This is a genomic window from Rhizobium mayense (assembly GCF_030272705.1).
GTDB lineage: Bacteria > Pseudomonadota > Alphaproteobacteria > Rhizobiales > Rhizobiaceae > Rhizobium > Rhizobium mayense.
The window spans coordinates 59,448-71,871 of sequence record NZ_JARFYM010000017.1 but is presented as its reverse complement, the minus strand read 5'-3'; the positions used below and the strand labels follow the sequence as shown (position 1 = coordinate 71,871).

The following is a 12,424-nucleotide window of genomic DNA, read 5'->3' as shown; positions in this document are numbered from 1 at the left end:
AAAGGGTCAGCGGTGACGAGCAATTCCAGGAAAAGTGTGAAGCGGTTTTCCGTCCGGAATTGCGTGAATATAAAGAGAAATTCGCGAATGCTGGGCTCCGCCTTCTTGGCGGAGCCGGGGGACGCTATGATCTCAGGCTGCAGCCTGGGAGAGCGTCGCCTTCTGCGTTTCGAAAGCCCAGGAGAGCCAGGGCATCAGCTTCTGCATGTCGGCGGCTTCGATCGTCGCACCCGCCCAGATGCGCAGGCCCGAAGGCGCGTCGCGATAATGGCCGACGTCATAGGCGACGCCTTCTTTTTCGAGCAGTGCAACCACGCCCTTGGCAAAATTCGCCTGGCCATCGGCATCGAGAGCGACGACATCGTTGTCGACGATCTTCAGGCAGACGGAGGTGTTGGATTCAGTCTCGGCCTTGACGGCGAGATTGGCGATCCAGTCATTGGCCGCAACGAAGTCGTGGATGACCCTGGCGTTGGCATCGGCGCGGCCGATCAGCGCCTTCAGGCCGCCGAGTTCCTTCGCCCAGAGCAGCGCATCGATGTAGTCTTCGACGCAGAGCATCGACGGCGTGTTGATGGTCTCGCCGGTGAAGATGCCTTCGATCAGCTTGCCGCCGCTGGTCATGCGGAAAATTTTCGGCAGCGGCCAGGCCGGCTGGTAGGTGGTCAGGCGCTCGACGGCGCGCGGCGACAGGACGATGATACCATGTGCGCCTTCGCCGCCCAGGACCTTCTGCCAGGAGAAGGTGACGACATCGAGCTTGGCAAAATCGAGGTTCTGCGCGAACGCGGCCGAGGTGGCATCGCAGATCGTCAGGCCCTTGCGATCAGCCGGAATGAAATCGGCGTTCGGAACCCGGACGCCGGAGGTCGTGCCGTTCCAGGTGAAGACCACATCGCGGTCGAAATCGATAGCGGAAAGATCGGGCAGCTCGCCGTAACCGGCCTCAAGCTTGCGGACGTCCTTGAGCTTCAGCTGCTTGACGACGTCGGTAACCCAGCCGGCACCGAAGCTTTCCCAAGCGAGCATGTCGACGCCGCGCTCACCGAGCAGCGACCAGAGCGCCATTTCGACGGCGCCGGTGTCGGAAGCCGGAACGATGCCGATGCGGTAGTCCGCCGGCACTTCAAGAACTTCGCGGGTGAGATCGATGGCCTGCTTCAGCTTGGCCTTGCCGACTTTCGCACGGTGCGAACGGCCAAGAGCCGCGTCGGAAAGAGCATCGAGCGTCCAACCGGGGCGCTTCGAGCAGGGGCCAGAAGAAAAATGGGTATTATTCGGACGGATGTCCGGCTTAGCGAGCTTAGTCATGATGCTATCCTCTCAGATAGAAAGCTCCTCGTTGGGGAGGAGTGTCCCGCCGCCGGATATATTGGAAGCCGCCAGTTGGCGCAATAGGTAAAATGCAGCGGATGGAAAGCGCTCACGAATTCGTGCAGCAATGATGCCGGTGGATAAGCTTCGCACCGCACAATCGCGTTACGTTAGCCACACAAAAGCTGGCATCTTCGCAGACACCCACCATATGTTACGGGCGTTGAATGGTCGGCGCCGACAAATAAAGAACAATGTCTTTCAAATGTCTTTTATGTACCAAGCCGCACTTTCACAGAGCCTCAGCGTGCCCGTGCAGCCGCTGCCCGTCTATCTCATCAACATTGGTCGAGCGACGGACAGATTGGCGGAAATCCAGCGCCAGAGTAATCAATTTGGCATAAGGATCGAGCGCGTCGAGGGCGTCGATGGCACTCTTTTGCCGCAGTCGCAATGGATCGACGTCGATCACGATCGTTTCCGGCGCCGGCACGGCAGGGTCATCCTTCCCGGTGAATATGGTTGCTATCGCAGCCACCTGATGGCGCTGCGTCAATTTCTGGCCGACGGCGGCGAATCGGCTGTCATCATCGAAGACGATGTCGCGCTGGACGGCGATTTTCTTGATCGCGCCATGGCGGCAAAGGAAGCCGCCCCGAACGCCGAGATCATCAAGCTGGTCAATCATCGCTGGGGCGGCTTCCGCGCCGCGACGAGCAGTCGCATGGGGGACGTGATCGGCCGCTGCCTCTTCGGCCCGCAGGGCTCGACGGCTTGCTATCTGGTGACACGCAGCGGCGCGGAAAAGATCGTCAAGTCGCTCGCAGTCATGTCCCTGCCCTGGGATGTCGCCATCGAACGCGGCTGGGAGACGCGCACATCCATCTTCACCACGCGCAACAACGTCGTTGGCTTCAGCCCGCTGCAGAGGACGACGATGATCGGTTGGCGTCGCGACTATCGCGCCGCGAAATCACCCGAATGGCGGCGCATTCCCGCGCACCTCTTCCGCACCCTGGATTTCTTTCGCCGCATCGCCTACGTGCTGACGACGTCGTAGGCAGCAATTCTACCAGGTGGTGATTCGCAAACCGATACGAATCTCGTGTCGCGACAGGGCTCCGTCGCGACCCATCGTGCCGCCGGCGCCTGCCGCCGTATCCGTAGTGGAATAGCCGAACATGTCGCCCCCGGCGATATGCGAGAAGCGATAGCCAAGATCCAGCTTCACATTCGGTGCCACCTCATAGGCGACACCCGCCATCAAGGCGTAAGTCATGCGCCAGTCGCTGTCGCCGGGATAACGTGCGCTGACCGAAGCGGCACCGCCGCAGCCGGAGATACCGTCGACGCAGGAGCCGATGGCATTGACGCTGCTCCAGGAGACCCTGGTCGCACCGATGCCGGCACCGACATAGGGCGTGAAGCCCGCGAGCGTGCCGAGATCGACATAGCCGTTCACCATCAGACTGCCGGCTTTGAAAGAGGAGCGCACCTTGGTGGAGCAACCTGCGCCGCCGGAGCAAGGCGAAGCGCTCGCCGTGCGACCATCGAAATCGCCGCTGAAGTAGTCGCCGGTGAGATCGGCACGGATGAGGTCATTGAACTGATAACCGACACCGAGGCTACCCGAAAAATCGCCGCTGAAACGGTCGGAATCGAAACGCCCGGAGCCGTAATCTCCGCTGGCGGGATCGTGGGTGCGGAAGGTCGTATCATCGTGGCTGGCGTTGATCGCGTAGCCGACATCTCCGCGCACGTACCACCCCTGGGCATTCTTGACGCTGACTTCGGGCATCTTGATTTCCGGCGGCAGATCGGCTGCAAAAGCAGTGCCCGCAAACACGCTCGCCATCATCGCGGCCAGCGCCAAAGCGTCGAAACGGATCATTACCCCTCGCCTTCCAACCTCGGGCAGGTGCCCGCATTCCAAGCCGGCCAGCCCTTGTCGTATCCACCGTTCCGGCCCTCCAAGCGGAGAGACCGGGCCGGGTCGCAGCCATTGTCATTTCATTAACCATAGGGAATTCATGGTTAATGAAGATTTAAGACGCGGCTGAATTGCTTAACGGCGACAGCAAAAAAGAAAAAAGCCGCCCGGACGAACCGGACGGCTTTTCAATGGCTTGGACGTAAGAATGCTTATTTGTAGACCGCAGGTTGGGGCGGGATCTCGGCCGGCGGCATGTAGCTGGCAGTCTGGCAGCCGCCGAAAGTGTAGCGCGCGCCGATGCGGGCTTCGTGCAGGTTGAGGCCCTTGTCGTAGCCGGGACCGCCGTTTTCCGCAAAGCCGAACATGTCGCCGCCTTCGATATGGCGGTAGCGATAGCCGACGTCGGCCTTGAGATTGCACGAGAGGTCGATCGATGTACCGGCCATCAGCGCGTAGGTGAAGCGCCAGCTGCCTCGGCCGTTATGCGTGACGGTCTCGTCGCAGGAACCCGGATTGGCGTCGGAGCAAGAGGTGTTCTTCAGATTGTCCCATTTGACGTAGGTGCCGCCGAGACCGCCGCCCACATAAGGCGTGAAGATGCCGTAGGTACCGATATCGACATAGGCGTTCGCGAGCAAGCTGTAGGCCGTCAGCGAAGCCACGTCGTGAGAGGTCGCAGGTACCGCCGTAAAGCCCGGGCCGCAGCCGCCGCAATCGCCGCTCGTGGAGCCATGGAAATCAGACTTGAAGAGGTAGTCCAGCGTCACGTCCGTGCGCAGGTAGTTATTGACCTGGTAACCGACACCGCCGCCGAGCGACCAAGTGTTGTCGAGGCTGGCGCTATCGAAATCATGCAGGTTGGAGTTAGAGCCTTGGAAATAATTGGCGCCGCGCAGATCGGAGAAAACGTAACCGACATCGCCGCGCAGATACCAGCCGCTCGATTGGCTGACCACTTCAGGTGCCGCCGGTGGCGGCGTATAGAGATCGGCTGAAAAAGCGGATGTGCCGACGAGCAAAGCTGCAGCGGCCCCAATCAAAGTTTTCATCATGACTTTGGCTCCAAATTTATTGCCATTGGCACGACAAACGCCTGCCAATCGAAAGACATGACGTGGATAATGAATGGTAATGGTTAAAACCCGCTTAACTACAAATATTTACTCTATTTCGTTGCAGGATATACTTGTTTTGTACATTAGCAATTCATAAAACTAAGATTGCAGAAAGGAATATCTTGACCTATTCGGCTCTCCGCTTCGCAGGAACCGAGGAACCCCAAAGCCAAGCCGTCCGAAGCTTTTAAACCAATTGGCAATAATCAGGTCGTTACGATGACCGTAGCCGGGGCGTAAAATATGGAGGAAGTCATTGACTTGCTTTCGCAATCTGGGTGCCGGCCTTTGCCTCGCGCTCATCTTTCTGACCACCGCCGCCCTCGCCGGGCCGATGCCGATACAGCCCGTTGCGGCAACGAGCTGGAACAAGGGGCGGGAAACTGGGCTGCCGATCCCTCGTTTTGTGTCCCTGAAAGCGCATAAGGCGCGTATGCGCGCCGGACCATCAACGATCTATCCCACCAAATGGATCTATATGAAACCCGGCCTGCCGCTGGAGATCATCGACGAATATGGCCATTGGCGACAGGTGCGCGATGACGTCGGCACCACCGGGTGGATGCACAGCGCACTTCTTTCAGGGTTGCGTACGGCTGTTGTCGCGCCGTGGCTGAAGACAAACGCAATGCTGCGCGGTAGTCCAGAAACGACGGCCGCACTCATCGCTGAACTGCAACCCGGCGTTCTGCTGTCGTTGCGTTCCTGCGCCGGCATCTGGTGTAGCGTCTCGGTACAGAAGCATTCTGCCAGCGGCTATATCAGGCAGAACTCGCTCTGGGGCGCCTATCCTGGCGAAATGTTTCAGTGATCTTCGCACGGCACCATGCGATGTGGCCGCCTCGACGAGGCAGCCACGAATCTCCTATCAATATTCTGATGGCCGGAAGCCCTGATCAGGCAGCGTTGCGCACGTTCGAGATCACATCGATCAGACCGCCGACGATGCGTTCGATCTGGCCGCGATCGTCGCCTTCCGCCATGACACGAATGAGCGGCTCGGTCCCAGAAGGGCGAATGACCAGGCGGCCGTTGCGGGCCAGCTCATTTTCGGCATCGGCGATCGCCTTGCGCACTTGAATATCTTCCAACGGCTTGCCGCCGGAAATGCGGACATTGCGCAGCAGTTGCGGCACCGGCTCGAAACGGCGGCAGACTTCGCTGACCGGCTTGCCGGTGCGCTTGACCGCAGCCAGGATCTGCAGCGCGGCCACGAGACCGTCGCCGGTCGTGCCGTAGTCGGAGAGCACGATATGGCCGGACTGCTCGCCGCCGACATTGTAATTGTGCTGACGCATATGCTCGACGACATAACGGTCGCCCACCGCGGTGCGGGCAAGCGCCATGCCCTTGTCTTCGAGGAAACGCTCCAGTCCGAGATTGGACATGACGGTGGCGACGATGCCATTGCCACGCAGCATCTGGCTCTCGGCCCAGCTCTCGGCAATGACGGCCATCAGTTGATCGCCATCAATGATCGTGCCGGTTTCGTCGACGATGATGACGCGATCTGCATCACCGTCGAGCGCAATGCCGATATCGGCACGCACCTCGTCAACCTTCTTCTGCAGCGCGACCGGGCTGGTGGAGCCGCAATTGAGATTGATATTGGTGCCGTTCGGCTCGTTGCCGATGGTGACGACATCAGCACCGAGTTCCCACAGCACCGCAGGCGCGACCTTGTAGGCGGCGCCATTGGCGCAGTCGATGGCGATACGCAGGCCCTGCAGCGTGACATCGCGCGGCAACGTACGCTTGGCATGTTCAATATAGCGGTCATGCACGCCATCGACGCGCTTGGCGCGGCCGATATTCTCGGACTTGGCAAGATGCGCCGTCATGTCCCTTTCCAGCAGGTCCTCGATCTTCGTTTCGAGATCGTCGGAGAGCTTGTAGCCGTCGGGGCCGAAAAGCTTGATGCCATTGTCTTCGTAAGGATTATGCGAAGCGGAGATCATCACGCCTATGTCCGCGCGAAGCGACCGCGTCAGCATCGCGACAGCGGGCGTCGGGATCGGGCCGAGAACGAACGCATCGACACCGGCTGCGGTGAACCCCGCCACCATGGCGTTTTCCAACATATAGCCGGAGAGACGCGTATCCTTGCCGATGACCACTCGATGGCGATGACTGCCCCGATGGAAGATCGTGCCGGCGGCGATGCCCACGCGCATGGCGAGATCCGGCGTCATCGGATAAATGTTGGATTGACCGCGGATTCCGTCCGTTCCGAAATAGCGACGTTTCATATGCACTCCCGTGATTGCGGCGTCCCTTTGAGGGACTGCGGCATCCCGTTCACCTACCCTGAATTCCAGGGGCGGCGCGAACATCGATGCTTGAGGCTCATGCCATAGATTGCAAATCTCGGCACTTAAATTACCAAGAAAGCGTATTACAACGCGTTACCGTTAATAAGCACTAAAAAAGGCCGATCCCCCAATGAAACGGACCAGCCTCCTAGTCTATCGGCGTAAATGCAGTCGCCGCTGGTACGGCGGCAGTTGGAAACTCTAACCATCCTCACATCCTTATACTTGCGCTCGTTCCGATCAACAGCAACCGTCTCTCCTGCCCAGAGTCTGGATCGGCGGGCAAGGGACGGTTCCGTATGAGCAGAACACGCAGCAATCGCCGGCCTTCGGCCGAAGGGTGGCACCGCAGCCCTTGCATTCATAGGAGTATTGGCAGGCGTCGATTGGCATCGTTTCCGTCGCCTGGAAGCGGCAGATCGGACAGGTAATTGTTGAACTGAGGATCACGGATGCTTCACGCACTGAGATCTCCGATCGTCAGTAGGGCAACTCCGGCGACACGACCGGCCTCCACTCGTTACCCTCAATCATCAAGAAAAGGCCGATTCCCTACTCAAAGGAGAACCGGCCTTTTCGTTCACATGTTCAATCAGCCCCGCGGGTCAACGCGGTTGCGGTTCGAAGCCGCCTTCGGGTTCGTCACCCTTGGTGCCCAATGAGCCGTCCTTCTTGGCGCCGGTCTTCGGCACTGCCGAGCCGCGGCTGGGAGGCGTATCGTCGCCGAGATCGCGCGCAGGCTTTTCGCCGCGAATCAGCGCCTTGATCTCTTCACCGGTCAGCGTTTCGTATTCGAGCAGGCCTTCGGCCAGTGCTACGAACTCGTCGTGTTTGGTGGTGATAATGTCCATGGCCTGTTTGTAAGCCTGATCGATGAGACGGCGGACTTCGTTGTCGATCTTCTGCGCGGTCGCCTCAGAAACATTCTTCGACTGCGAGACGGAGTGACCGAGGAAGACCTCCTGCTGGTTTTCACCATAGGCAACCTGGCCGAGCTCATCGGAGAAGCCCCACTGCGTGACCATGGCGCGGGCAAGCTTGGTTGCCTGCTCGATATCCGAGGACGCGCCGGAGGTGATGTTCTCCTTGCCAAAGGTCAGTTCTTCCGCAACGCGGCCGCCCATCATGATGCAGAGGCGCGACACCATCCACTTGTAGCTCATCGAGTAGCGGTCGCCCTCGGGAAGTTGCATGACCATACCGAGCGCACGACCGCGCGGAATGATGGTCGCCTTGTGCAGCGGATCGGCAACGGCAACATTGAGCGCCGTGATAGCGTGACCGGCTTCGTGATAGGCCGTGAGCTTCTTTTCCGCTTCGGTCATCGCCGAAGAACGGCGCTCGGCGCCCATCATGATCTTGTCCTTGGCGTCCTCGAACTCCTGCATGGTGACTAGGCGCTTGTTGCGGCGCGCAGCCATCAGAGCGGCTTCGTTGACAAGGTTCATCAAGTCCGCGCCGGAGAAGCCGGGCGTACCGCGGGCAAGAGTCTTCAAGTCGACGTTCGGAGCAAGCGGAACGTTGCGGGCGTGGACTTTCAGGATGCGCTCGCGGCCGACAATATCCGGGTTCGGCACGACGACTTGGCGGTCGAAGCGGCCGGGACGCAGCAGCGCCGGGTCGAGAACGTCAGGGCGGTTGGTCGCCGCGATGAGGATGATGCCCTCATTGGCTTCGAAACCATCCATCTCGACCAGCAACTGGTTCAGCGTCTGCTCGCGTTCATCGTTACCGCCGCCAAGACCGGCGCCACGATGGCGGCCGACGGCGTCGATTTCGTCGATGAAGATGATGCAGGGCGCATTCTTCTTGGCTTGTTCGAACATATCGCGGACGCGGCTGGCGCCGACACCGACGAACATTTCAACGAAGTCGGAACCAGAAATGGTGAAGAACGGCACATTGGCTTCGCCGGCAATGGCGCGCGCCAGAAGCGTCTTACCGGTACCGGGAGGGCCGACGAGCAGCACGCCACGCGGGATACGGCCGCCAAGACGCTGGAACTTCTGCGGATCACGCAGGAATTCAACGATTTCTTCCAGATCCTGCTTGGCTTCGTCGACACCAGCGACGTCATCGAAGGTGACGCGACCATGCGCCTCCGTCAAAAGCTTGGCTTTGGACTTGCCAAAGCCCATCGCACCGCGCGAGCCACCTTGCATCTGCCGCATGAAGAACAGCCAGACACCAAGGATCAGGAGCATCGGCAGCAGCGTGCCGAGATAGCTCAGGAAGCTCGAGGACCCATCCGATTCCGGACGGCCGACAATGTTGACGTTCTTGTTTTGCAGGCGCTCAAGCAGGCTGTCGTCCACGACCGGGGCATAGGTCTGGAAGGGTGTTCCATTTTCGACATAGCTGCCGACCACGCGATTGCCGGTGACGGTCACGTCACGGACCCGGCCGGAATCAACTTCACGGAGGAATTGCGAGTATGGAATTTCTCTGGAGCCTGTTTGTGCCGGCGCGTTCTGGAACATGCTGAACAGAGCAATCAATAGCAAAGCTATGATTGCCCACAGAGCGAAATTACGAAAATTAGGGTTCATCGAACTCCCCAGCACTGAAACTTCCGCCGTCGAACGGCGGCATTACTTGATCCCTAACATAGGGTTGCGCCAAGCCCTTGCCAAGGCAAACCGCATCGCCACGCGCTTTTTCCGTCAATAAGTCTCAAAGCGGCGGCGGCGTATAGGGTTCACGGCCAAAGCAAGCCGCCAAGCGATCGGCGAATGTGAGGTCGAATCGTGTCAAAAAGCGGTCGAAAGGCGCGACATAAGGCGCAATCGCGACTGACGCGCTGTTCCCGTCACCGCAGACGAAGACCCGCGGCAAAACCGCCCGTGCCCGCTGTACGGCACCTTTCGGCAACCCTTCCGGAAACTTCGCTGTACCGCTTGCGCCTGCCGCTTCGATACGGACGGCGGTCGGGCCGTGATTGACGATGCGGAAGCGGCCATCCCAAACACCATCAGCTCCCGACGCAAGCACAAGCGGCTGGATGTCGCGGCTTTCGCGCATGAGATAGAGCCCATCCCAGCGCAGGTCGAAGACCACTCCCCCCGCCGTGCGCCGCCCCGGCTTGTCCTCGCCGATGAAATCCAGGATATGGCGCATCCGCTCGCGGCCCGGCCCGTAGGGTTCACCGCCAAATACGGCGGCAAGGTTGGACAGCGCGTAGGAGAGCACGGCCTCATCGACGGTCAGCGCATCCCGGCTGATGACGCAGAGGACGTCCGCATGGACAACCACATGTCTGTCCAGCCAAGCAGCAGCTTTCGCCGAGAGCGCCGCGCGAGCCACACCGCCACTATTGGCCACGGAGAACGACGCGCCATCCTCCTGCGCCAGGCGCTTTCGTGTGCGCACACGCTCGTAGCGGATATCCTCATTGCTCGGATCGTCCAACCAGGACATGCCGCGCTGCGTAAGATAGGCGCGAATATCTGCCCGTCGGCAGGCGAGAAACGGCCGGACGATCCACAGGCGCCGATCGAAAAGCATCGCGTCGGCAATGCCGGTGCCGGCTCCGCCCTCACCTTCGCTGAGACGCGCAGCGCGCATCGCCAGCGTCTCATGCTGGTCATCGAGCGTGTGCGCGGTGACGACGACATTGGCAGAGATTTCGACCGCTATATCGGCGAGCAGCCCATAACGCGCCTCACGGGCAGCAGCCATGATACCGCTCTTCGGCTTCTCACCCTCCCAGCGACGAACGATATGGGGCACGCCAAGCCTTGCACAGAGAGCGGCGACGTCGCGCGCTTCCTCGGCGGACTCTGTCCGCAAGCCGTGATCTATGGTCGCCGCAGAAAGGGCAATCTCGGAATTCGGGAAGGATTTCAGCTGTTCGGCAAGAGCGGCCAGGAGACCGGTGGAATCGCTGCCGCCCGAAATGGCGACCAGAATATGGGCAGGCTTGAAAAGGGAATGAATGAAATCGGCCGCAGCAGTATCTGGCATTTGGGCTGTGGCAGCACCGGTCACAGCATCACCGGACATAGGAATCAGCAGGCAAGGCGCTTCTGTTCACTGGCGACCTTGTTGGTAACGGCCTTGGAAGCCTTCGGATAGCGCTTGTTCACTTCGCGCAGCGTCGCGCAGGCCGTGTCCTTGTTGTCGAGCGCGGCGAGCGACATGCCAAGCTTCAAGAGCATTTCGGGCGCCTTTTCGGAGGTGCCGTATTTCTGATGCGCGTTCAGGAAAGTCTTGGCCGCATCATTGTATTTGCCTTGCGAATAAAGCGCTTCACCAAGCCAGAAATTGGCGTCAGCCGCCCGGGCGCTGTTCGGATAGCTGTCGATGTACTGGCGGAACTCCTGCTCGGCGACACCATAGTCGCCGGACAGGACATGGCCATAGGCCGCCTTATACTGATCGCCTTCGTTGCCGAGCGAGGCCGTCTGTGTTCCGGCCCCTGCGGCGGGCGGAGCGCCCGCACCATTATTGGCACGTGTCGCCGTCGAGCCGACCTGTTTGCCGCTCGGATCGAACTGGATCGAGCCAAGCTGGGTCGGCGGCTTACCGGGACCACCGCTCTGCGGCGCGGGACCCGGTGCGTCGCCGCCTTGCGAATCGCTGATGACGCCGGCGATGTCGTCCTGTTGCTGACCGCCACCCGCACTCTGGGCCGGGACATCCGCTTCGCTCTTCTTCATTGGAGCGGCGCCGGCGCCCGCCGCACCGCTGCTGCCGCCTCCACCGCGCTTTTCAAGCTGCTGGAAGCGGAATTCATTGTCCTCTTGGGTCTTGCGGATCTGCTCCTGCATCTGCAGCAATTGATAGCTCATTTCTTCGACGCGGCCGTTCAACTGGCGCATCTGGTCTTCAAGCTGCTGCAAACGGACTTCGGCATCGCTGTTTTGGACGTTGATGACAGGTGCTTGCCCGGACTGTCCCTGCCCCTGGAGAACCGCGTTGTTCGGAACAGGCTGTTCCGACGTGCCGCGCCCACCGAGGTGAACTCCGAAAAGCGATAAGGCAGAGGCGTCACGCTCACTACCAGCGACAGCGGCGAGACAAAGCAAGCTCGCCACGACAAGTCTTCTCATTTGGATCATCCTGTCCCATTGATTCTTCGCGCCCTGGGCACGAACAGGAGATTTTTACAATTGATCTCAAAAAGCAATTGAGTTCGGCCAAAGTGTGGTCAAAAAAGTAAAGGCGGCCACGAGGACCGCCTTTGTACATTTTGACCCGATTTGCCCTATCAGGAACCGGCGCCGTTGAGCACCGTAACGGCGCGACGGTTCTGCGACCAGCAGGAAATATCGTCGCAAGTCGCGACCGGACGTTCCTTGCCGTAGGAGATCGTCTTCATGCGCTGAGCCGGAACGCCGCGCGAAGCGAGATAATCCTTGGTGGCGGCAGCACGACGGGCACCGAGAGCCAGGTTGTATTCGCGCGTACCACGTTCGTCGGCATGGCCTTCGACTGTGATCGAGTAGTTCGGGTAGCGGGCGAGCCACTGGGCCTGACGCTGGAGCGTCTGGGCGGCGTCGGCACGGATCGACGAGCTATCGGTATCGAAGAAAATGCGGTCGCCGACGTTGACCGTAAAGTCCTGCGGCGAGCCAGGAGCGGCATTACCGGCACCGTTGAGGCCAAGGCCGTTGGCATCGTTCGGCAAGCCCTTCTTGGAGGCGCAGCCGGCCAGCGAAAGGCCGACGAAAAGCGCGATCATGATCGGGTTGCGAGCGAGGTTTTGCATATGGCCAACGGCCGGGGTTGCGATGCGGCTCATTGCCGGT

11 protein-coding genes are annotated in these 12,424 nt (G+C 60.1%); 2 read left to right on the top strand and 9 right to left on the bottom strand.

Going from position 1 to position 12,424, the window contains the following annotated elements; genetic code table 11:
• Window positions 1-132: 132 nt before the first annotated feature.
• Window positions 133-1,311 (bottom strand): phosphoserine transaminase, encoded by a 1,179-nt coding sequence (locus tag PY649_RS20205; protein WP_285870422.1) that lies wholly within the window; start codon window positions 1,309-1,311, stop codon window positions 133-135.
• A gap of 268 nt (window positions 1,312-1,579) precedes the next feature.
• Between PY649_RS20205 and PY649_RS20200 the strand changes: the two genes are divergently transcribed.
• Entirely contained in the window at window positions 1,580-2,374 is a 795-nt protein-coding gene (locus PY649_RS20200; protein ID WP_285870420.1) for a glycosyltransferase family 25 protein, read from the top strand.
• 9 nt (window positions 2,375-2,383) lie between these two features.
• Here PY649_RS20200 and PY649_RS20195 read toward each other — a convergent pair whose 3' ends face one another.
• Both PY649_RS20195 and PY649_RS20190 read right to left on the bottom strand, forming a co-directional pair.
• Entirely contained in the window at window positions 2,384-3,205 is an 822-nt protein-coding gene (locus PY649_RS20195) for an outer membrane protein (protein WP_285870419.1), read from the bottom strand.
• A 251-nt stretch (window positions 3,206-3,456) separates the two neighbouring features.
• Window positions 3,457-4,299, bottom strand: coding sequence for an outer membrane protein (locus tag PY649_RS20190; protein WP_285870417.1), 843 nt, complete (start codon window positions 4,297-4,299; stop codon window positions 3,457-3,459).
• 319 nt (window positions 4,300-4,618) lie between these two features.
• Here PY649_RS20190 and PY649_RS20185 point away from each other — a divergent pair, with 319 nt between their 5' ends.
• Window positions 4,619-5,173, top strand: coding sequence for an SH3 domain-containing protein (locus tag PY649_RS20185; protein WP_285870415.1), 555 nt, complete (start codon window positions 4,619-4,621; stop codon window positions 5,171-5,173).
• 85 nt (window positions 5,174-5,258) lie between these two features.
• Here PY649_RS20185 and glmM read toward each other — a convergent pair whose 3' ends face one another.
• The 6 genes from glmM to pal form a co-directional block, all read right to left on the bottom strand.
• Window positions 5,259-6,611 carry a phosphoglucosamine mutase gene (gene glmM / locus PY649_RS20180; RefSeq protein ID WP_285870414.1) on the bottom strand — a complete coding sequence of 451 codons (1,353 nt, stop codon included), beginning with the start codon at window positions 6,609-6,611 and terminating at the stop codon, window positions 5,259-5,261.
• Window positions 6,612-6,914: 303 nt separating this feature from the next.
• A complete protein-coding gene (locus PY649_RS20175) occupies window positions 6,915-7,124 on the bottom strand; it encodes a GDCCVxC domain-containing (seleno)protein (protein ID WP_285870502.1) in 210 nt (69 codons plus the stop codon).
• A gap of 155 nt (window positions 7,125-7,279) precedes the next feature.
• Complete coding sequence (gene ftsH, locus PY649_RS20170; protein WP_285870412.1) at window positions 7,280-9,223, bottom strand: ATP-dependent zinc metalloprotease FtsH; 1,944 nt, start codon at window positions 9,221-9,223, stop codon at window positions 7,280-7,282.
• Window positions 9,224-9,347: 124 nt separating this feature from the next.
• Window positions 9,348-10,676 (bottom strand): tRNA lysidine(34) synthetase TilS, encoded by a 1,329-nt coding sequence (gene tilS / locus PY649_RS20165; RefSeq protein WP_349644435.1) that lies wholly within the window; start codon window positions 10,674-10,676, stop codon window positions 9,348-9,350.
• Between the two features lie 5 nt (window positions 10,677-10,681).
• Window positions 10,682-11,725 carry a tol-pal system protein YbgF gene (ybgF, locus tag PY649_RS20160; protein WP_285870410.1) on the bottom strand — a complete coding sequence of 348 codons (1,044 nt, stop codon included), beginning with the start codon at window positions 11,723-11,725 and terminating at the stop codon, window positions 10,682-10,684.
• 158 nt (window positions 11,726-11,883) lie between these two features.
• Window positions 11,884-12,417: a peptidoglycan-associated lipoprotein Pal gene (gene pal / locus PY649_RS20155; protein ID WP_285870409.1), complete on the bottom strand. Its 534-nt coding sequence runs from the start codon at window positions 12,415-12,417 to the stop codon at window positions 11,884-11,886.
• Window positions 12,418-12,424 lie beyond the last annotated feature (7 nt).

Bases quoted from the DNA above. Each gene is read 5' to 3' on its own strand.
- ftsH (WP_285870412.1), bottom strand. From the start codon at position 9,223: ATGAACCCTAATTTTCGTAATTTCGCTCTGTGGGCAATCATAGCTTTG.
- PY649_RS20190 (WP_285870417.1), bottom strand. From the start codon at position 4,299: ATGATGAAAACTTTGATTGGGGCCGCTGCAGCTTTGCTCGTCGGCACA.
- ybgF (WP_285870410.1), bottom strand. From the start codon at position 11,725: ATGAGAAGACTTGTCGTGGCGAGCTTGCTTTGTCTCGCCGCTGTCGCT.
- PY649_RS20205 (WP_285870422.1), bottom strand. From the start codon at position 1,311: ATGACTAAGCTCGCTAAGCCGGACATCCGTCCGAATAATACCCATTTT.
- pal (WP_285870409.1), bottom strand. From the start codon at position 12,417: ATGAGCCGCATCGCAACCCCGGCCGTTGGCCATATGCAAAACCTCGCT.
- tilS (WP_349644435.1), bottom strand. From the start codon at position 10,676: ATGTCCGGTGATGCTGTGACCGGTGCTGCCACAGCCCAAATGCCAGAT.
- PY649_RS20200 (WP_285870420.1), top strand. From the start codon at position 1,580: ATGTCTTTTATGTACCAAGCCGCACTTTCACAGAGCCTCAGCGTGCCC.
- glmM (WP_285870414.1), bottom strand. From the start codon at position 6,611: ATGAAACGTCGCTATTTCGGAACGGACGGAATCCGCGGTCAATCCAAC.
- PY649_RS20195 (WP_285870419.1), bottom strand. From the start codon at position 3,205: ATGATCCGTTTCGACGCTTTGGCGCTGGCCGCGATGATGGCGAGCGTG.